General features: G+C 73.6%; 16 protein-coding genes. 5 read left to right on the top strand and 11 right to left on the bottom strand.

Translation table 11 applies throughout. The features are described from left to right. Window positions 1-151 precede the first annotated feature (151 nt). The 6 genes from msrB to CLV63_RS11275 form a co-directional block, all read right to left on the bottom strand. Window positions 152-577, bottom strand: a complete 426-nt coding sequence (msrB, locus tag CLV63_RS11300; protein ID WP_106582965.1) for a peptide-methionine (R)-S-oxide reductase MsrB — start codon at window positions 575-577, stop codon at window positions 152-154. A gap of 125 nt (window positions 578-702) precedes the next feature. After that, a complete protein-coding gene (locus tag CLV63_RS11295; RefSeq protein WP_106582902.1) occupies window positions 703-1467 on the bottom strand; it encodes a GntR family transcriptional regulator in 765 nt (254 codons plus the stop codon). A 191-nt stretch (window positions 1468-1658) separates the two neighbouring features. Then, window positions 1659-2411 carry a pyrimidine reductase family protein gene (locus CLV63_RS11290; RefSeq protein ID WP_106582901.1) on the bottom strand — a complete coding sequence of 251 codons (753 nt, stop codon included), beginning with the start codon at window positions 2409-2411 and terminating at the stop codon, window positions 1659-1661. Window positions 2412-2421: 10 nt separating this feature from the next. Beyond that, window positions 2422-3321, bottom strand: coding sequence for an MHYT domain-containing protein (locus CLV63_RS11285; RefSeq protein WP_106582900.1), 900 nt, complete (start codon window positions 3319-3321; stop codon window positions 2422-2424). A 168-nt stretch (window positions 3322-3489) separates the two neighbouring features. Further along, window positions 3490-5628 (bottom strand): glycogen debranching protein GlgX, encoded by a 2139-nt coding sequence (gene glgX, locus CLV63_RS11280; protein ID WP_106582899.1) that lies wholly within the window; start codon window positions 5626-5628, stop codon window positions 3490-3492. A 205-nt stretch (window positions 5629-5833) separates the two neighbouring features. Beyond that, window positions 5834-7462 carry an acyl-CoA dehydrogenase family protein gene (locus CLV63_RS11275; protein ID WP_106582898.1) on the bottom strand — a complete coding sequence of 543 codons (1629 nt, stop codon included), beginning with the start codon at window positions 7460-7462 and terminating at the stop codon, window positions 5834-5836. A gap of 188 nt (window positions 7463-7650) precedes the next feature. Here CLV63_RS11275 and CLV63_RS11270 point away from each other — a divergent pair, with 188 nt between their 5' ends. Next, window positions 7651-7992, top strand: a complete 342-nt coding sequence (locus tag CLV63_RS11270) for a DUF488 domain-containing protein (RefSeq protein ID WP_106582897.1) — start codon at window positions 7651-7653, stop codon at window positions 7990-7992. Between the two features lie 182 nt (window positions 7993-8174). Here the strand turns inward: CLV63_RS11270 and CLV63_RS11265 are convergent, their stop codons facing one another. Genes CLV63_RS11265 through CLV63_RS11250 form a run of 4 tightly spaced genes read right to left on the bottom strand, consistent with a single transcriptional unit; the run spans window position 8175 to window position 11569 of the window. Further along, window positions 8175-8948, bottom strand: coding sequence for a sirohydrochlorin chelatase (locus CLV63_RS11265; protein WP_211301260.1), 774 nt, complete (start codon window positions 8946-8948; stop codon window positions 8175-8177). Next, window positions 8930-9622, bottom strand: coding sequence for a phosphoadenylyl-sulfate reductase (locus tag CLV63_RS11260; protein WP_106582895.1), 693 nt, complete (start codon window positions 9620-9622; stop codon window positions 8930-8932). The genes CLV63_RS11265 and CLV63_RS11260 overlap by 19 nt, the downstream gene beginning before the upstream one ends. Then, on the bottom strand, window positions 9619-9837 hold the full coding sequence (locus CLV63_RS11255) for a hypothetical protein (protein WP_106582894.1): 219 nt from the start codon (window positions 9835-9837) through the stop codon (window positions 9619-9621). Before CLV63_RS11255 ends, CLV63_RS11260 begins: the two co-directional genes overlap by 4 nt. Before the next feature lie 46 nt (window positions 9838-9883). Then, complete coding sequence (locus tag CLV63_RS11250) at window positions 9884-11569, bottom strand: nitrite/sulfite reductase (protein ID WP_106582893.1); 1686 nt, start codon at window positions 11567-11569, stop codon at window positions 9884-9886. 460 nt (window positions 11570-12029) lie between these two features. Between CLV63_RS11250 and CLV63_RS34045 the strand changes: the two genes are divergently transcribed. Together CLV63_RS34045 and CLV63_RS11240 are read left to right on the top strand one after the other, a co-directional pair. Beyond that, window positions 12030-13517: a YihY/virulence factor BrkB family protein gene (locus tag CLV63_RS34045; protein WP_245928730.1), complete on the top strand. Its 1488-nt coding sequence runs from the start codon at window positions 12030-12032 to the stop codon at window positions 13515-13517. 197 nt (window positions 13518-13714) lie between these two features. Beyond that, window positions 13715-14455: an HNH endonuclease family protein gene (locus CLV63_RS11240; RefSeq protein WP_245928729.1), complete on the top strand. Its 741-nt coding sequence runs from the start codon at window positions 13715-13717 to the stop codon at window positions 14453-14455. A gap of 11 nt (window positions 14456-14466) precedes the next feature. Here CLV63_RS11240 and CLV63_RS11235 read toward each other — a convergent pair whose 3' ends face one another. After that, window positions 14467-15681 (bottom strand): MFS transporter, encoded by a 1215-nt coding sequence (locus CLV63_RS11235; RefSeq protein ID WP_106582891.1) that lies wholly within the window; start codon window positions 15679-15681, stop codon window positions 14467-14469. A gap of 173 nt (window positions 15682-15854) precedes the next feature. On the opposite strand from CLV63_RS11235, the gene CLV63_RS11230 reads away from it, so the two are divergent. Then, window positions 15855-16421: a GNAT family N-acetyltransferase gene (locus CLV63_RS11230; RefSeq protein WP_106582890.1), complete on the top strand. Its 567-nt coding sequence runs from the start codon at window positions 15855-15857 to the stop codon at window positions 16419-16421. A gap of 111 nt (window positions 16422-16532) precedes the next feature. Then, entirely contained in the window at window positions 16533-17849 is a 1317-nt protein-coding gene (locus CLV63_RS11225; protein WP_106582889.1) for a phosphoribosyltransferase family protein, read from the top strand. Window positions 17850-18093 lie beyond the last annotated feature (244 nt).

The raw sequence follows: 18093 nt of genomic DNA, 5'->3' as shown, positions 1-18093 counted from the left end.
CGGTAGAAGCCGGTGGAGCCGGTACGGCACGGGACCCGGGGAGGAGGCCCGCGATCCATGTTCACATGGTTTCCGCGCGAAGGCGGCCCCGTCCGGCGAGGTCGCGGCAGGACGGGCGGTCCGGCGAGGGCCGGGCCGATGAACGAGGATGCTATGACACTGGGTCGTCAGCCTCCAGGGTGAGGGCGATCGAATTGATGCAGTACCGCTCGTCCGTGGGAGTGGGGTGGCCCTCCCCGCGGAACACATGCCCCAGGTGGGATTCGCATGCCGCGCACCGCACCTCGGTGCGGACCGTGCCGAGCGTGGCGTCTTCGTGCAGGGTGACCGCTGAGGACGCCGCGGGGTCGAAGAAACTCGGCCACCCGCAGTGCGATTCGAACTTCTCAGTGGAGCGGAACAGCTCCGCACCGCAGGCCCGGCAACGGTACACCCCTGCGGCGGTGGTCGACACGTACTCGCCGGTCCACGCCGGCTCGGTCGCGGACGCGCGGAGTACGGCGAACTCCTTCGGGTTCAGCAGCGACCGCCACTCCTCGTCGGACTTGCGGACCCGCCCGGATGTCTCGTCGCTCATGTACACGGACGCTACCCGGTATCGGGCAAAGCCGCGCGGCCGCCCCGGTGGGCGGTGGTGCCGGGGCGGCGGCGGGGGCGCAGGAGCGGGGCCGCGGCCGCCCCGCCGCCGCGGCAGGCGGCGCTTCAGGCGTCGAAGTCGTACTGGAGGACGTAGGCCGACCCGTCGAGGGTCATCTCGTTGACCTCCACCGGGTCGTGGTCCGCGGTCAGCGCGGTGCGGACCACGGCGAGCACCGGCACGCCCGGCCCGAGGTCCAGCGCCTCGGCCTCCTCCGGCGCGGGCATGCGGACCCGGATCTCCTCGGTGAAGTGGGCGGGCGGGTGACCCATTTCGGCCAGCCGGGCGTAGATGCCGCCGGGCCCGGTGTCGTCCTCGGCGATGCGGGTGCCCGCCGCGATCGCCGCGGGCAGGAACGACGTCGCCAGCTGCACCGGGCGCCCGTCGAGGGAGTAGCGGCGGCTCCGCAGCAGCACGCGGTCGCTGTCGGCGAGGGCGAGGGCGCGCGCCACGTGGCCGGGCGGGTCGGCGGTCGCGATCCGGATCCGGTCGGTGGTGTAGCCGCGGTCGGCGGTGTCGGCCTGCCAGATGGCGCGGCCGGCGCCCCACAGTTCGCGGGAGAGGCGGTTCGGGCCGTGGCGGCGCAGCGGCTTGAAGGACCGCACGTACACGCCCGACCCGCGCACCGCGGTCACGATCCCTTCGTTGATCAGCATCGAGAGCGCCTGGCGGGCGGTGGCGCGGGCCACGCCGTACCGTTTCATCAGGGCGTTCTCACCGGGAATCCGGTCGCCGTCGGCCAGGTCGCCCGACGCGATCGCCGCGCGGAGCGCCGCGGCGATGGTCCGGTAGACCGGTGTTGACCCCTGCCCGTCTTCGGAGGTGGGCACTGCGTTCTTCCTCTCGCCCGGTGAGCGGTCGCACGGGTCGCCGAGGGTCGGCCCGGGGGATTCGGGCGCCCGGCCCCGGTCGCCTGCGACCCGTACACGGGGTATGTCCGCAAGAGGGTTGTTTTATGCACTGATTGCGCAGGCCCGAATCGGCCGTCTGAATTGTGCCCTGGTGGGCGCGGGGGCCGGGATCAGCCGCGTGTGTAGCGCAGGAACAGTGCCCCCGACGACTCCAGGAGCTGGTCGAGCCGCAGGTCGCGCGCATGCGCGGGGGAGTCGCCCGCGACGATGCGCGAGGCTCCGGGGCCGCTGAGGTGCGGGCTGAGGGTGAGGCACAGTTCGTCGAGCAGGTCGGCCGATGCGAGCTCAGCCAGCAGGTGCGGGCCGCCCTCGGTGAGGACGCGGCCGAGCCCGCGCTCTCCCAGGGCGTGCACGATCGCCTCGGGCCGCACGCTGTCCTCGCCGGCGACCACCACGTCGGCGTGCTCCGCGGCGGCCTTGCGGCGGTCGGCCGGCGCGGACTCGGTGGTGAGCACGATCGTCCGGGCGTGCGGGGGCGCGCCGGCCAGCAGGTCGGGGTGGACGTCGAGGGTGCGGGTCACCACGGCGACGGGCGGGGTCGCGGGGCGGCCCTCGCGCAGTTCGCGCCACACCTCGCGCTCGCGCACGGGCCGGTAGCCCTCGATCCGCGCGGTCGCCGCCCCGGCGAGGACGACGTCGCAGAGCGCGCGCAGCACCCCCATGACGGCGCGGTCGGGGGCCGAGGACAGCTCCCTGGTGCGCCCGGAGGGCCCCCACGCGCCGCCGTCGACCGCGGCGACCATGTTCGCGCGGACGAACGGCCGGTCGCGGGACGGCGGGTAGGCGTAGGCCGCGGCGAGGTCGACGTCGGTACCGGCGCCGGGCAGCAGGCGGCGGAAGAGCGGGCGGTCGGCGTTGTCCATGGTCTTGACCCTATGCGGGGCCGCCGGGGCGGCGCTGCCCGGTGCGCGGGTGCGTGCCGGGGTCCGCGCCGCCGCGCTTCGGGGGCGGGGTGAACACCGACGCCGCGCCGCCGGCCGGGGCGGCGTCGGCGCGCGGCGCCGCGGCCGGGCGGGAGTCGTCCCGGTCGGCGCGGTCGGCGCGGACCGACACCAGGATCACCGCGAAGACGAGGGTGACGAGCCCGACCACCGCGTACAGCGGGAGGAAGAAGTCCATGATCGAGGCGCCCGACGGGGTCTCGGGCGTGCCGTGGGCCATGCCGTGGTCGCCGCCGCCGACGCTCATGCCCGCCATGCCGGTGTAGTGCATCGCGCACACCGCCGCCGCCATCACCAGGGACGCCCCCGTGGTGGCGAGCCCGCCGCTGACCCGGGTCGCCGCCCACAGGGCCGCGGTGGACGCGACCACGGCGATCGCGATCGCCGCCGCGGCGTAGCGCGGGTCGTGGTGCAGCGGCACCGCGACCCGCATCGACGCCATGCCGGTGTAGTGCATGGCGGCGACGCCCGCTCCGGTGACCGCCCCGCCGCTCACCAGCGCGAGGACGCTGCGCGGCGCGCGCGTGACGAGCGTGAGCCCCACGGCGACGACCGCGATGGCGAGCACCGCGCTGGCGACCGTCAGCAGGACGTCGTAGCGCAGGGGCGCGCCCCGCACCGAGAAGCCGAGCATCGCGATGAAGTGCATCGCCCAGATCCCGGTGCCGCCCAGGGAGACGGCGCCCATGGCGAGCCAGCCGACCCGGTTCGGGCCGTGCGATGTCAGTGCCTGGGCGGCGCCGCCGAGCCCCAGCAGCGAGCCGATGAACGACACGGCGTAGGCGAGGCCCGGCGTCCACAGGCCGTAGGTGAAGTGGTCGATCTCCGTCATGGCGTCCCCCCTGGCGGCCGCCCCTCGCGGCCGACGAGGACAGTCAACGCGCCCGCGCGACCGGATCCGCCGGGGAACGCGCCCTGCGGTGGTTGCGATTTCATTACTTACATTTTGCTTTCACCGCATTTGATGCGATTTGCCCGGAGTAATCGACAGGGCTGCAGGTCAGGACGGCCACCCGTCGATCGCGCCGTTCTGCGGCAGGCGCGGCGCGCGGCGCAGCAGCAGCAGGGCGCGGTCGGTCAGCCGGACCGTGTCGGTACCGCCGACGCGCGGCCGGCCCGCCACGTCGGTGTCGGCGGTGTCGATCACGGCCTCCCACTCGGCGCCGTAGTCCGGCCCGGGCAGGGTGAAGTCCATGGCCGTGTGGCAGGCGTTGAGCAGCAGCAGGAACGAGTCGTCGCGGACCGGCCGCCCGCGGGGGTCGGGCTCGGTGATGGCGTCGCCGTTGAGGAACACCGCGAGCGCCCGGGCGCCGTCGCCCCAGTCGTCGTCGGCCATCCGCGCGCCGTCGGGGCGCAGCCACGCGATGTCGCGCAGCTCCGCGCCGCGCACGTGCCCGTTGAAGAAGCGGCGGCGGCGGAACACCGGGTGCTCGCTGCGCAGCCGGGCCAGGCGGCGCACGAACTCCAGCAGGTCGCCCTCGTGCGCCATCCGGTCGAAGTCCACCCAGGAGGTCTCGTTGTCCTGGCAGTAGGCGTTGTTGTTGCCGTGCTGGGTGCGGGCGATCTCGTCGCCGTGCGAGAGCATCACCACGCCCTGCGAGCAGTAGAGGGTCGCCAGGAGGTTGCGCATCTGGCGGCGGCGCAGCGCGAGGACGGCGGCGTCGTCGGTGGGCCCTTCGGCGCCGTGGTTGCAGGACCGGTTGTCGTCGGTGCCGTCGCGGTTGTCCTCCCCGTTGGCGTCGTTGTGCTTGTGCTCGTAGGCGACCAGGTCGGCCATTGTGAATCCGTCGTGGCAGGTGACGAAGTTGATGGAGGCTCCGGGGCGGCGCCCGTCGTCCTGGTAGAGGTCGCTGGAGCCCGACAGGCGGGAGGCCAGTTCGGGCAGGACCGGGACGCCGCGCCAGAAGTCGCGGACGGTGTCGCGGTACTTGCCGTTCCACTCGGTCCACAGCGGCGGGAAGTTGCCGACCTGGTAGCCGCCGGGGCCCACGTCCCACGGCTCGGCGATCAGCTTGACCTGGGAGATCACCGGGTCCTGCTGGACGATGTCGAAGAAGGTGCTGAGCCGGTCGACGTCGTGGAACTCGCGCGCCAGCGCCGAGGCGAGGTCGAAGCGGAACCCGTCGACGTGCATCTCCAGCACCCAGTACCGCAGCGAGTCCATGATCAGTTGCAGCGAATGGGGGTGGCGCACGTTGAGGCTGTTGCCGCAGCCCGTGTAGTCGAGGTGGTAGCGCCGGTCGTCGTCGCGCACCCGGTAGTAGGTGAGGTTGTCGATGCCGCGCCACGACAGCGTGGGCCCGAGGTGGTCGCCCTCGGCGGTGTGGTTGTACACCACGTCCAGGATGACCTCGATCCCCGCCTCGTGCAGGGAGCGCACCATCGACTTGAACTCCTGGACCTGCCGACCGCCGGCGGGGTTCGCCGCGTACCCGCCGTGCGGGGCGAGGAACGCCAGCGTGTTGTAGCCCCAGTAGTTGGTCAGCCCGCGCGCCACCAGCGCGTGCTCGGGCACGTGGTGGTGCACCGGCATCAGCTCCACCGCGGTGACCCCCAGCGACGCCAGGTACTCGACCACGGCCGGGTGGGCCAGCCCGGCGTAGGTGCCGCGCTGGTGCTCGGGCACCGCGGGGTGGCGCATCGTCAGGCCGCGCACGTGCGCCTCGTAGATGACGGTCTCGTGGTAGGGGACGTCGGGCCGGTTCTCGTTGCCCCAGTCGAAGAACGGGCTCACCACGACGCACTTGGGGACGTAGGGGGCGCTGTCGCCGGAGTTCAGCGCCGAGGGGTCGCCGAAGTCGTGGCCGAACAGCGACTCGTGCCAGACGAGGTCGCCGTCGACGGCCTTGGCGTAGGGGTCGACGAGCAGCTTCGCCGGATTGCAGCGCAGCCCGTTCGCCGGGTCGTAGGGGCCGTGCACCCGGTACCCGTAGCGCTGCCCCGGCCCCACACCGGGGAGCAGGCAGTGCCACACGAACCCGTCGTTCTCGGTGAGCGGTATGCGGGTTTCGGCGCCCGAATCGTCGAAGAGGCACAGCTCGACGCGTTCGGCGGCCTCGGAGAAGAGGGAGAAGTTCGTCCCGGATCCGTCGTAGGTCGCGCCGAGGGGGTAGGAGGCCCCGGGCCACACTTCTCGCATGCGCGCCGCCTGTCTCCCGGGACGGGCCGGTCCAGGGAACGGGTCCGCTGCCGGGCCGTCGGGTCGTTCGTGCCGGATTGGTTGTTCCGCCATATTCCATGGAATATGCCCCGACCTGGCGATCGACACGCGATCGTGCCCCGCATCGCGGCGCGCGCCACCAGGGAGCGTCGTTTTCGGACGCGCCCGGCCCCCGCGGCCCGCCTCAGGTCCGCGGCATGGCGCGCTCCAGGATCGCCGCGGTGCCGGTGCCGCGCGGCAGCGAGCCGAACACCGGGCCCCCGCCGCCGAGCCGCGACGCCGCGAACGCGTCGGCGACCGCTTCGGGCGCGAACCGGACCAGCAGCGACGCCTGGAGGGTCAGCGCCATGAGCGCCACCAGCGAGCGGGCGCGGAACTCCGCGTCCTCGGGGTCGGCGAGCTCCGCGCGCAGCCGCGCCGCGGCGGCGTCCACGCGCGGGTCGGCGCCTTCGGCGAGGGCGATCTCGGCGAACAGCGCCTCGGCGCACTCGGGCTCCTTGGCGACGGCGCGCAGCACGTCGAGCGCCGCGACGTTGCCGGACCCCTCCCAGATGGAGTTGAGCGGCGACTCCCTGAACAGGCGCGGCATCCCCGACTCCTCGATGAATCCGTTGCCGCCCAGGCATTCCAGCGCCTCGGCCGCGTGCGCGGGCAGCCGCTTGGTCACCCAGAACTTGCCGGCGGCGACGGCGATCCGGCGGAACGCCGCTTCGGCGCCGTCGCCGCGGGCGGCGCGGTCGGCGGCCCCGGCGAGGCGCAGCGCGAGCGCCGTCGCGGCCTCGGACTCCAGCGCCAGGTCGGCGAGGACGTTGCGCATGAGGGGCTGCTCGATGAGGGGGTGGCCGAACGCGGAGCGGTGCCGCGCGTGATGCAGCGCCTGCACCAGCCCGGCCCGCGCGCCCGCAGCGGAGCCGGTGACGCAGTCGAGCCGGGTGGCGCCGACCATGTCGATGATGGTGTGGACGCCGCGGCCGGGCTCGCCGACCACCCACCCGACCGCCCGGTCGTACTCCAGCTCGGCCGAGGCGTTGGATCGGTTGCCGAGCTTGTCCTTCAGCCGCTGGATCGTCAGGGCGTTGCGGCCGCCGTCGTCGAGGACGCGCGGCACGAGGAAGCACGTGAGCCCCTCGGGGGCCTGGGCCAGGGTGAGGAACACGTCGCCCATGGGTGCGGAGGTGAACCACTTGTGCCCGGTCAGCAGGTACTCGCCCGCGTCGGTGGGGACGGCGCGCGTGGTGTTGGCGCGAACATCGGAGCCGCCCTGCTTCTCCGTCATCGACATCCCCGCCAGCAGCCCCCGCTTCGACTCCGGCGGCCGCGGCCCGAAGTCGTAGGCGGCGGCGGTGAGCAGCGGCTCGAACCGGGCCGCGAGGCCGGGGGAGTGCCGCAGCGCCGGGACCGCGGCGTAGGTCATGGAGACGGGGCAGCCGTGCCCGGCCTCGGTCTGCGACCACACGAAGAACTTCGCGGCGCGCGCCACGTGCGCGCCGGGCCGGGCGTCGGCCCACGGCGCAGCGTGCACGCCGTTGCTGACGGCGGTGTCGAGCAGCACGTGCCAGGCGGGGTGGAAGTCGACCTCGTCCACGCGGTTGCCGTAGCGGTCGTGGGTGCGCAGCACCGGCGGGTTGGCGTTCGCCTGCTCCGCCCAGCTCCGCGCCTGGGCGCTGCCGGCCAGCCGGCCGAGGGTCCGCACGTCGTCGGCGGCCCACCCGCCGCCTTCGCGTTCCAGGCCGTCGAGCAGCGCGGGGTCGTCTCCTGCGGCGAAGTCCTCCAGCGGCGGCGGCTGGTTGAGCACTTCGTGGGTGGCGGGCATGGACGGCTCCCTGACGCGACAACGGACCGAACCCGGTTCGGTTCCGGGTTCCGGCAAGCGTAGCGGCGCGGCGGCGACCCCAGTGGGGCGGGGACGCGGGCGGGCGGCCTGGCGCCGGGCGGGCCGGTCGGGGCACTGCGCCGCTATCGGGAGGTGCCAACGCCGTCACGCTGGGTAGGAGCCGCTGCATGGGCATTGATGTCAAACGGGTGTACGACGACCCCGAGAAGAGCGACGGCCACCGGGTGCTGGTCGACCGGCTGTGGCCGCGCGGGCTGTCGAAGGAGAAGGCGGCCGTCGACGAGTGGCTGCGCGACGTCGCGCCCTCGGATCCGCTGCGGACGTGGTTCGGCCACCGTCCCGAACGCTTCGCGGAGTTCGCCCGCCGCTACCGCGCCGAACTCGACGGCAACGGCGGCGCGAAGGAGCTGCGCGACCTCGCCCGCGACCACGACCACATCACCCTGCTCTACGCCGCGCGCGACACCGAGCACAACCAGGCGATCGTCCTGCGCGACTACCTCGCCTGACGACGCACCACCCCGTCGACCCAACGGGCGCGAGGGTGTTCACACGCGCCCGGCGACCTTGCCGGAGGGGGTGGGTGGTGCCGCACGCCTGGTGGCCTGCGCGGAGAGGGTGGGCTGCCGTCGCGGATGCGAAGCACCCGGCGGCAGCCACCCACTGTGCCCAGGGTCGCCTGGATCCGGGGTCAGGGGACGGTGACCGGGGCGGTGCGCAGGGCCTCCTCGTAGCGTTGCAGGGCGACGCGGGCGAGTTCCGGGGCGTCGCCCAGCGGCGCCGACACCGCCGCGGCGCCTTCCGCGAACGCCTGGTCGGCGACCCGGTCGGCGAAGAACCCCGGCGCGAGCAGGTACCCGGCGACCGCCACCCGCGCCGCGCCCCGGTCGCGCAGGGCGGCGACCGCGCGCCCTGGTGCGGGGGCCGCGGCCGAGGCGTAGGCGGGCACCACGCTGTGCCACGGCGCCCGGGCCGCCAGCGCGTCGGCCATGGACGCGATGACGCCGTTCGCCTCGGGGTCGCTGGACCCCGCCGACACCAGCACCAGCCCGGTGTCGGGCGCCGCCGCGGCGCCCGCCTGGGCGAGGCGCCGCTCCACCGCGTCGAGCAGCAGCGGGTGCGGCCCGAGCGTGTCGCCGTAGCGGACCTTCAGCCACGGGTAGTCGGCTCGGACCTGCGCGAGGGCCGCGGGCAGGTCGGTCTTGCTGTGGAACGCCGCGGTCAGCAGCGCGGGGAGCACCACCACCTCGCCGGCCCCGCGCCCCGCCAGGTCGGCGAGCGCCGCAGCGGGGGAGGGCGACACGTGGTCCAGGTAGGCCACCCGGACGTCCACGTCCGGGCGCAGCCGCCGCACCCGCGCGAACAGCGCCTCGACCGCCTGCGCCGACCGCTCGTCGCGGCTGCCGTGCGCGACCGCCACCAGCGGGACCGGCGCGCCGTGCCCGCTCACAGGTGGATTCCGCATTCGGTCTTGCCGGTACCGGCCCAGCGCCCGCTGCGCGGGTCGGCGCCCGGTTCGACCCTGCGGGTGCAGGGCGCGCAGCCGATCGAGGGGTAGCCGTCGAACTGCAACGGGTTCACGAGGACGTTGTGGGCGTCGATGTAGGCGTCCACGTCGGCGCGGGTCCAGCGGGCGATCGGGTTGACCTTGACCATCTTCTTGCGGGGGTTCCACTCGACGACGCCGGTGGTGCGGCGGGTCGCGGACTCGTCGCGGCGCAGCCCGCTCAGCCAGGCGTCGTAGGGCTCCAGCGCCCGCTGCAACGGCTCCACCTTGCGCAGGTGGCAGCAGATGCCGGGGTCGCGGCCGTGCAGCCGCGGGCCGAGTTCGCTGTCCTGCTCGTCAACGGTGCGGCGCGGGACCACGTTGATCAGGTTGATGTCGTAGGACGCCGCGACGGCGTCGCGGGTGCCGATGGTCTCGGCGAAGTGGTACCCGGTGTCGAGGAAGATCACGTCCAGGCCGGGGACCACGGCGGAGACCAGGTCGACCATGAGCGCGTCGGCCATCGAGGAGGTCATGCACAGCCGGTCGCCGAAGGTCTCGGCCGCCCAGGCGATGATCTCCTGGGCGGTCGCCTCCTCCAGGTCGTCCGCTGCCCGGGCCGCCAGCGCGGCCCCGTCAAGTGTGATGCTCACGCGTCCTCACCCGTCCGTGTGGCGGTCGATTCTGTAGCACTGTCGACTGCGGCGAGGGAGGCCGCGCGCAGGCCGACGAACTTCACCTTGAACACCCGCGCGCAGGCGCCGCACGCCCACGCGTAGCCTTCGCCGCCCGCACCGTCGCCCTCGTGCGGTTCGAGGTCCTCGTCGCCGCAGAACGGGCAGTAGAACGGGGCTGCTCTGGCGCTCATGCCGGCACCCCCGCCCCGGTCCGGACGGTCCCGCTGCGTCCCGGTCTCATGACAGGTCACCGTCCTCTGCGCGGACGACCCACTGCGCGAACGCCTCGCCGTCGGCCTTCTGCTCCTGGAAGCGCCGCAGGACCCGCTCGATGTAGTCGGGCAGCCCCTCGGAGGTGGTCTTCAGGCCACGGACCTTGCGGCCGAACGCCGCGTTGTGGCCCATGGCGCCGCCCAGGTGCACCTGGAAGCCTTCGACGTGGTTGCCGTCGTCGTCGGTGACGAGCTGGCCCTTCAGCCCGATGTCGGCGACCTGGATGCGGGCGCAGGAGTTGGGGCAGCCGTTGATGTTGATGCTGACGGGCTCGGGGAAGTCGGGCAGCCGCTGCTCCAGCTCCTCGATGAGCCGCTCGCCGCGCGCCTTGGTCTCGACGATCGCGAGCTTGCAGAACTCGATGCCGGTGCAGGCCATGGTCTGGCGGCGGAACACGCTGGGCCGCACCGCCAGCCCCGCGTCCTCCAGCTGCGCGGTGATCGGCTCGACCAGGTCGTCGGTGATGTCGAGCACCACGAGCTTCTGGTCGGCGGTGGTGCGGATGCGGTCCGACCCGTGCGCCTCGGCGATGTCGGCGATGCGCGACAGCGTGCTCCCTGACACCCGGCCGACCTTCGGGGCGAACCCGACGTAGTTGCGGCCGTCGCGCTGGCGGTGCACGCCGATGTGGTCGCGGCGCAGGCCCGGGTCGAGGTCGGGGGCCGGCCCGTCGGGGAGCGCGTAGTCGAGGTAGTCCTTCTCCAGCACCTCGCGGAACTTCGCCGGGCCCCAGTCCTTGATCAGGAACTTGATGCGGGCCCGGTGCCGCAGCCGGCGGTAGCCGTAGTCGCGGAAGATCCCGCAGACCCCCGCCCACACGTCGCTGAGCTGGTCCGGGCGGACGAAGGTGCCCAGCCGCTTGGCGAACATCGGGTTGGTGGAGAGCCCGCCGCCGACGAACAGGTCGTAGCCCGGCGTGCCGTCGGGGCCGGTCACGCCGACGAACGCGACGTCGTTGATCTCGTGGTTGACGCAGTACACCGAGCAGCCCGCGATGGAGCTCTTGAACTTGCGCGGCAGGTTGGAGAACAGCGGGGACCCGATGTGGTCGTCGTAGACCTGCTGGATCTGCTCGCTCGCGTCGAGGACCTCGTCGACGTCGATGCCGGCGAGCGGGCAGCCGAGGATGACCCGCGGGGTGTCGCCGCACGCCTCGGTGGTGGACAGCCCCACCGACTCCAGCTTCTCCCAGATGGCGGGGACGTCCTCGATGCGCACCCAGTGCAGCTGGACGTTCTGGCGGTCGGTGATGTCGGCGGTGTCGCGGCCGTACTCCGTGGAGATCTCGGCGACGGCGCGCAGCTGGGCGACGCTGAGCTGGCCGCCGTCGATGCGGATGCGCAGCATGAAGTAGCGGTCGTCCAGCTCCTCGGGTTCGAGGACGGCGGTCTTACCGCCGTCGATACCGGGGGCGCGCTGGGTGTAAAGGCCGTACCAGCGGAAACGCCCGCGGAGGTCGGCGGGGTCGATGGAGTCGAAACCGGCCTTGGAGTAGACGTCGATGATGCGCTGGGCGCAATTGAGCCCGTCGTCGTTCTTCTTGTTCTCCTCGTTCTTGTTCAGCGGCTCGCGGTAGCCGAGAGCCCACTGGCCTTCGCCCTTGCGGGGGCGGGTCTTCTTGGGATCGGTCGTTGCGGATGCGGGAGGCATCGCGGGGTCCTCCGAGCGGATCGCGGGACGCGCCCGCCGACGGGTCCCCACGCCGCACCGACCCCGAGTTCCGCACGTCGTCGTGGCGGGAACCGTGGTTGGTCAGAACGGGAGTGAGAGCGAACGTCGGCGCCGCGCGGCCCTGAATGCAGGGCTGAAAGAGGGCATGCGGCAGCGGGGTCAACCTACGTTGCGACAGATGGCGCTGCGGACCCGAAGAAGATCTACGTGCAGGCGCGCGCAGAGCATCGGGTCGAGGGCAGCGAACATGTCTTTGACGATGGCATGCGCGCCGGAGCTTTGTCCAGGTGCGTGCGGGCGGGAGCGCGGGTGAAGCGCATCACGTATAACATATATAACCTACCACAATAGTAGGTATATCGATCACGTTTTGCCATCTAATCGGCACCGACCGCGAGCCCCTCCCGGCGGCGCGCACCCTGCGTTTACCGTGGACGATGTGGGTACCCTCCTGGAACGGCTGATCGAGGCCGCGCGGCAATGGCGGACCCGCCACCGCATCCCGGGGGCCGCCGCGACCCTCATCGTGCGCACCACCATGTCCGCGTACCGCACCCGCGTCCTCGGCCTGGCGGCCGAATCCGCGTTCTTCGCCCTGCTGTCGCTGCCCGCGCTGCTCCTCGGGCTCGTCGGCACCCTCGGCCACCTGCGCTCGGTCCTCGGCGCCCGCACCGTCCTCGACATCCGCGCCTGGATCCTCGACCTCGCCGCGAAGGCCCTCACGTCCAACACGGTCGACACCCTGGTGACCCCCCTCGTGGACGACTTCATCCGCGGCGCCCAAGGCGGCCTCCTCTCGGTGTCCTTCCTGGTGTCGCTCTGGTCGGGCTCGCGCGCGATGAGCGTGTTCATCGAGGCGATCACGATCTCCTACGGGCTGGAGGACCTGCGCGGCTTCATCTGGCACCGGGCGCTCGCGTTCGTCGCCTACCTCGGCGGGCTGCTGTTCGGCCTGGTCGTCCTGCCCGTGGTCGTCGCAGGGCCCGACCTGCTCGAACGGCTGCTCCCCATGACGGCCCCCTACATGCACCTCAGCTACTGGCCGATCGTGGGGCTGCTCTCCCTCGCGTGCATCGTGGTGCTCTACGCGCTCAGCGTCCCCGTGCACACGCCGCTGTGGCGGCACCTGCCCGGCGCGCTCGTGGCCGTGCTCATCCTGATGTTCGGCTCGGTCGGCCTGCGCGTCTACCTCGACGCCTCGTTCGGCGAGGTCACGGTCTACGGCTCGCTCGCGGCGCCGATCATCATCCTGGCGTGGCTGTACGTCATGGCGCTGGCCGTGCTCATCGGCAGCTCGCTGAACGCCGAGATCGACGCCATGTGGCCGACCCCCGAGACCGCGTCGGCGCGCGCCGCCATCGCGGCGCGGCGCCACGCCCGCTCCCGCCGCGTCGTCGAGCGCCACGAGCGGGCCCTGCAAAACGTCACCGCGGCCGACGCGGACCCCGGCGATCAGGGCGACGACGAGGACGCGCCCCCGGCCACGGAACCCCACGAGGCCGAGGCGACCGGGACACGGGATCCGGAGGAGGAGCCGGCAGCGCCGCAGGAGCCGGGGGAGACGGCACCCCGCGAGACGGCACCGGCGGAGCAGGCGGGGACGCGGGCGCAGCGCGACGGGGACGGCCGCGCGGAGCCCGGCGACGGCGCCGCCCCGCCCCGCCCCGACGGCGCGGCCGAGCCGCCCGCCCGCCGGACCCCGCTCCCCGCACAGGAGCCCCCCGCGCCGCCCCGGCCGAGCGGCGACGGCGTCCGCAGCGGTGCCGAAGCGGCGGGCCGCCTCGACGGGCAGGCCGGATCGCAGCGGCCCCCCGCACCCGACCCGGGCGACGGCGGCGGCGCGGCCGAGCCCGCGGCGCCGCCCGACAACGGCAGGGGCGCCGACCCGCACGGCGACCACGGCGGCGCGCAGACCCCCGCCCGGTAGCACCGCACGCCACTCGACACGGCAGCCGTGGACCGTTTCGGCCCCCTGGCACCCAGCCCGGAGCGGCAGGCCGTACGCCTCGTGCCGGAATGCGGCGTATCGTCCTAGACGACCTCCCTTGTACGGCCCCCGCGTATCAGCGCCCCGCCCGCGCTGCGACCCGTGACCCACCTCCCCGCACCACCCGGGTGTGCACCGTGAACCGATCCCCCCGCAAGCCGACCGGCCGCCGGGTCCGGAACCGCGGCATCGCCGCCGCGGCCGTCGCCACCGCCGCGACGGCGGTGGCCGCCGCGGTCCTGCTCAGCGGCGGCCCCGAAACCCCGCCGGCCTCCGGCGGGCCCGACCCCGCGCCCTCCGCCGCGGGCGGCGACCGGGTCACCGCCGCCGAGGCCGACGCCGCGCGGGCCGCCCTGCGGTCGGTACCGTCCGGCCGGGCGGACCGCACCGAGAAGTACGACCGCGACGAGTTCGGCTCCGGCTGGGTCGACACCGACGACAACGGGTGCTCCACCCGCAACGACATCCTCACCCGCGACCTCGTCGAGACGGACATCGGCAGGGACTGCGCCGTCCGGAGCGGGTTCCTCGACGACCCCTACACCGGCAAGCGCATCGCGTTCGACCGGAGCAGCCCGCGCACCGTGCAGATCGACCACGTCGTCCCCCTGTCGCTCGCCTGGCAGATGGGCGCCGACGACTGGGACCGCGACCGCCGCGTCACCTTCGCCAACGACCCGGCGAACCTCCTCGCCTCCGACGGCCCGGCGAACATGTCCAAGGGCGACTCCGGCCCCGGCGAATGGATGCCCTTCGACGGCGGCCGCTGCCGCTACGCGGTCGTCTACATCCGGGTGCTCGACGAGTACGGCCTCCCGGTCGGAAAGAGCGACCGCGACGCCCTGACCGGCATGCTCGCCGCCTGCCCCGGAGCCTGAGCGGGCGCCGCTCAGGCGTGCTCGCGCGCCGCGCGGCGCAGCGGCCGCGCGAGGACGAACGCCAGGACCGCCGCGACCGGGATCGCCCACAGGCCCATGCGCAGCGAACTCGCGTCGGCGATCAGCCCGATCAGCGGCGGGAACGCGAGGAAGCCCACCCGCCCCAGCCACGCGGTGATCGCGACGCCGTCGCCGCTGCGGACGCCGGGGATCTCCCCAGCGGCGGCCAGCGCCAGCGGGAACAGCACCGCCACCCCCAGCCCCGAAAGGCCGAACCCCGCGATGGTCGTCAGCGGATGCGGCACCAGCAGCGCGAAGCCCAGCCCCACTGCGGCGATCACCATCCCGGCGCGGGTCACCGTGACAGCGCCGAACCGGTCGGTCAGCCGGTCGCCGAACAGCCGGCCGATCGTCATCATCGCCTGGCACACCACGAACGGCAGCCCGACCAGCACCGCCGGGGCCGCGAACTGGTCGCGCATGTACACGGCGCCCCACGCGGCGGCGGAGTCCTCGATCGCGCCGGCCATCATCAGCAGCGCGCTGAGGGCGACGAGCGTCCCCGCCGCCTTGCCGATGAGCCGGCGGACCTCCCGCGCGGTCGGCGTGTGGCTCTCCTCGGAGCGCTCGGCGTGCTCCGGGCCGGTGAGCAGGAACCGGTAGCTGCCCAGCGTCACGGCGATCAGCAGCACCGTCACGCCCGCGAGGTGGGCCGCCATCGGGACGCCGAGGGCCGACATCGCGGTGCCCGTGAGTCCGCCCGCGACCGCGCCGATGCTCCACACCGCGTGGAAGGTGTTGATGATCGTGCGCCCGTAGCGGCGCTGCACGCGCAGGCCGTGGGCGTTCATCGCGGAGTCCATCCAGGTGTCCATGGTGCCCAGGACGAACATCGCCATCGCGAGCGCCCACCAGCCCGGTGCAAGGGACACCAGCGGCAGCGTCAACGCCGCCAGCAGCCCGGTGACGACCGAGACGCGCGCGCTGCCGAAGCGCGCGATGAGCGGGCCCGCGAGCATCCCGAGAGCGAGCGCCCCGAACGGCATCGCCGCAATAGCGGTCCCCACGGCGGTATTGGACAGGTGCAGGGTGTCCTTGAGGACGGGCCACCACGGCACGATGTTGGTCACAGTGAAGCCGTTGGCGAGGAACAGCGCCGCGACTGCGGCACGTGCGCGCCGCGCCACCGGGTCCGTGGTCGCGGCGGTCTGCGGGTTCGCGCTCACGCGGCCTCCATCGCTCGTCGCGCGCCGCCTGGCGCGGGCACCCGACGATGCTACGAGTCCCGCCGCAGGCCCCGCTTGCCAGGGGCCCGCATCGCCGCATAGACAGGACGGATGGGCTGCCGTTCCCCGCGCCGGCAGCAGGGCCTGACACGGACGACCGGAGCCACCGACGGATGATCGACATCAACGCCCTGCGGAAGCGGCCCACCCTCACCGGCGAGAACGTCCGACTCGTCCCCCTCACTGAGGAGCACGCCGACGGCGTCCACGCCACCATCGCCAACGCCGAGGTCGCGCGGCTGCGGGGCGCCCACAGCAAGCCGGGCGCCGACGAGGTCGAGGAGTGGTGCGCCGGACTGGAGGGCCGCACCGACCGGCTCGACCTCGCCATCACCGAGGAACCCGGCGGGCGCTACGTCGGCGAGCTGGCGCTGGTCGACATCGACCCCGACAACGAGACCGCCGAATACCGCATCTCCCTCGCGTCCATCGAGTTCACCGGGTACGGCATCGGCAAGGAGGCCACCCGGCTGGTCCTGGCGCACGCCTTCGACAACCTCGGGTTGCACCGCGTGTGGCTGGAGGTCTACTCGTTCAACATGCGCGCCATCAGCGCCTACCGGGCGTGCGGCTTCACCGTCGAGGGGCGGCTGCGCGAAACCCTGCTCTGGGCGGGACGCCGTTACGACGCCCTGGTCATGGCCGTTCTCGAGGACGAGTTCCGCAAGTCGGTGAGCTGACACCGGTGCCGCCCGGCGCCGGGCGGGGAGAATGGCCGCGGTCCCGGGGTTGGCCGCCGACCCCGAACGGGTATGGCCAAGGCACTTTCCCTAAGAACGCGGTAGGTCGCCGTGAATCCGCTTCCCGTATCGCTTCCGTTCGCCGACAGGGCCGAGGCAGGGCGCCGGCTCGCTGAACGGGCGCGCCCTTTCGCCGCGGCCGACCCCATCGTGGTCGCCCTGCCCCGCGGCGGGGTGCCGGTGGGGGCCGAACTGGCGCGGCGGCTGCGCGTGCCGCTCGACATCCTCATGGTGCGCAAGATCGGCCTGCCCGACCGGCCCGAGGTCGGTGTGGGCGCCATCGCCGAGGACGGCCACGTCAGTTTCGACGACGACGCGCTGGCGCGGCTGCGCACGTCCCGGGCCGAACTCGCGGGCATCGTCCGCGCCGAACGCGCGGAGCTCGCCCGGCGGCTGGCGACCTACCGCGGGTCGCACCCGTCGCCCCGCCTCACGGGCCGCGACGTCATCGTCGTCGACGACGGCGCGGCCACCGGCGGCACCGCCCGCGCGGCGCTGCGCATGGTGCGCCGGCAGCGGCCCAACCGCCTGATCCTCGCCGTGCCGGTGGGCGCGCCGGGAGCGGTCCGGGCGCTGCGCTCCGAAGCCGACCACCTGGTGGTCCTCACCGTCCCGGAGAACTTCCACGCGGTGGGGGAGTGGTACCGCGACTTCACCCAGCTCACCGACGAGTACGTGACCGCTGTGCTGGCGGAGCAGCGGGTGCCCGCAGCGGAGTCCGACTCCGAGCGGGGCGTGCGCATCCGCGCGGGCGGCGACGTCCACCTCGACGGCGACCTCAGCGTGCCCCCGTCCCTGCACGGCGCCGTGGTGTTCGCGCTCGGCCACGGGCGGCACGACCCCCGGCAGCGCGCCGCGGCCGCCATCGTGCGGCGGGCGGGCTACGCCACCCTGCTGCTGGACCTGTTCACCGAGTCGGAGTGGCGGCGGGCGAACGGCACGTCGGGCGGTATCGGCCCGGACGAGCTCGGGGACCGGCTGGGCGCGGCGGTGCGATGGCTGCGCCGGGCGTCCGCTGTGGCCGACAGGCCGGTCGGGCTGGTCGGCTCGGGTACCGGCGCCGCCGCGGCGCTGGTGGCGGCCGCGCGGCACCCGGACGACGTCGCCGCGGTCGTGGCGCAGGGCGGCCGGATCGATCTCGCCGAGAACCGGCTCGCAGCGGTCCGCGCTCCCGTCCTGGTGCTGGTGGAGGGCAACGACCCCCTCGTCCGCGAGCTCACCGAGTGGGCGCTGGGCCGCCTCGGCGGCCCATTCGAGCTGCGCGTCGCCGCGCACGCCGAGCACGAGCCGGAGGGCGGCGACGCCTGGCGCGCAGCGGGCACAGCCGCCGCCGAGTGGTTCGAGTCCCACCGCCGAAACCGCCAATGACCCGACAACCCGAAGCAACCACGGAGCGCCGCGCAACCCGAGGGGATGGGGCCACACCCACGAGACCGCACCCGAGGGGGTTTGCAACTACCCCTCTTCGCTCAGGTCAGCGGCGCACGCCCCTGCTCCAGGGGGTTTTGAAGCTCATCCCCAGGGGGTTTGTGCCTCATCCCGAGGGTGTGCCGCCGGAACCACAGGGCCCGGACAAGCAGGCCGGTCACCCGAGGGGGTTTTGAAGCTCATC

Source organism: Murinocardiopsis flavida (genome assembly GCF_003014485.1).
Taxonomy (GTDB): domain Bacteria; phylum Actinomycetota; class Actinomycetes; order Streptosporangiales; family Streptosporangiaceae; genus Murinocardiopsis; species Murinocardiopsis flavida.
This window is presented reverse-complemented; position numbering and strand designations above follow the sequence as displayed.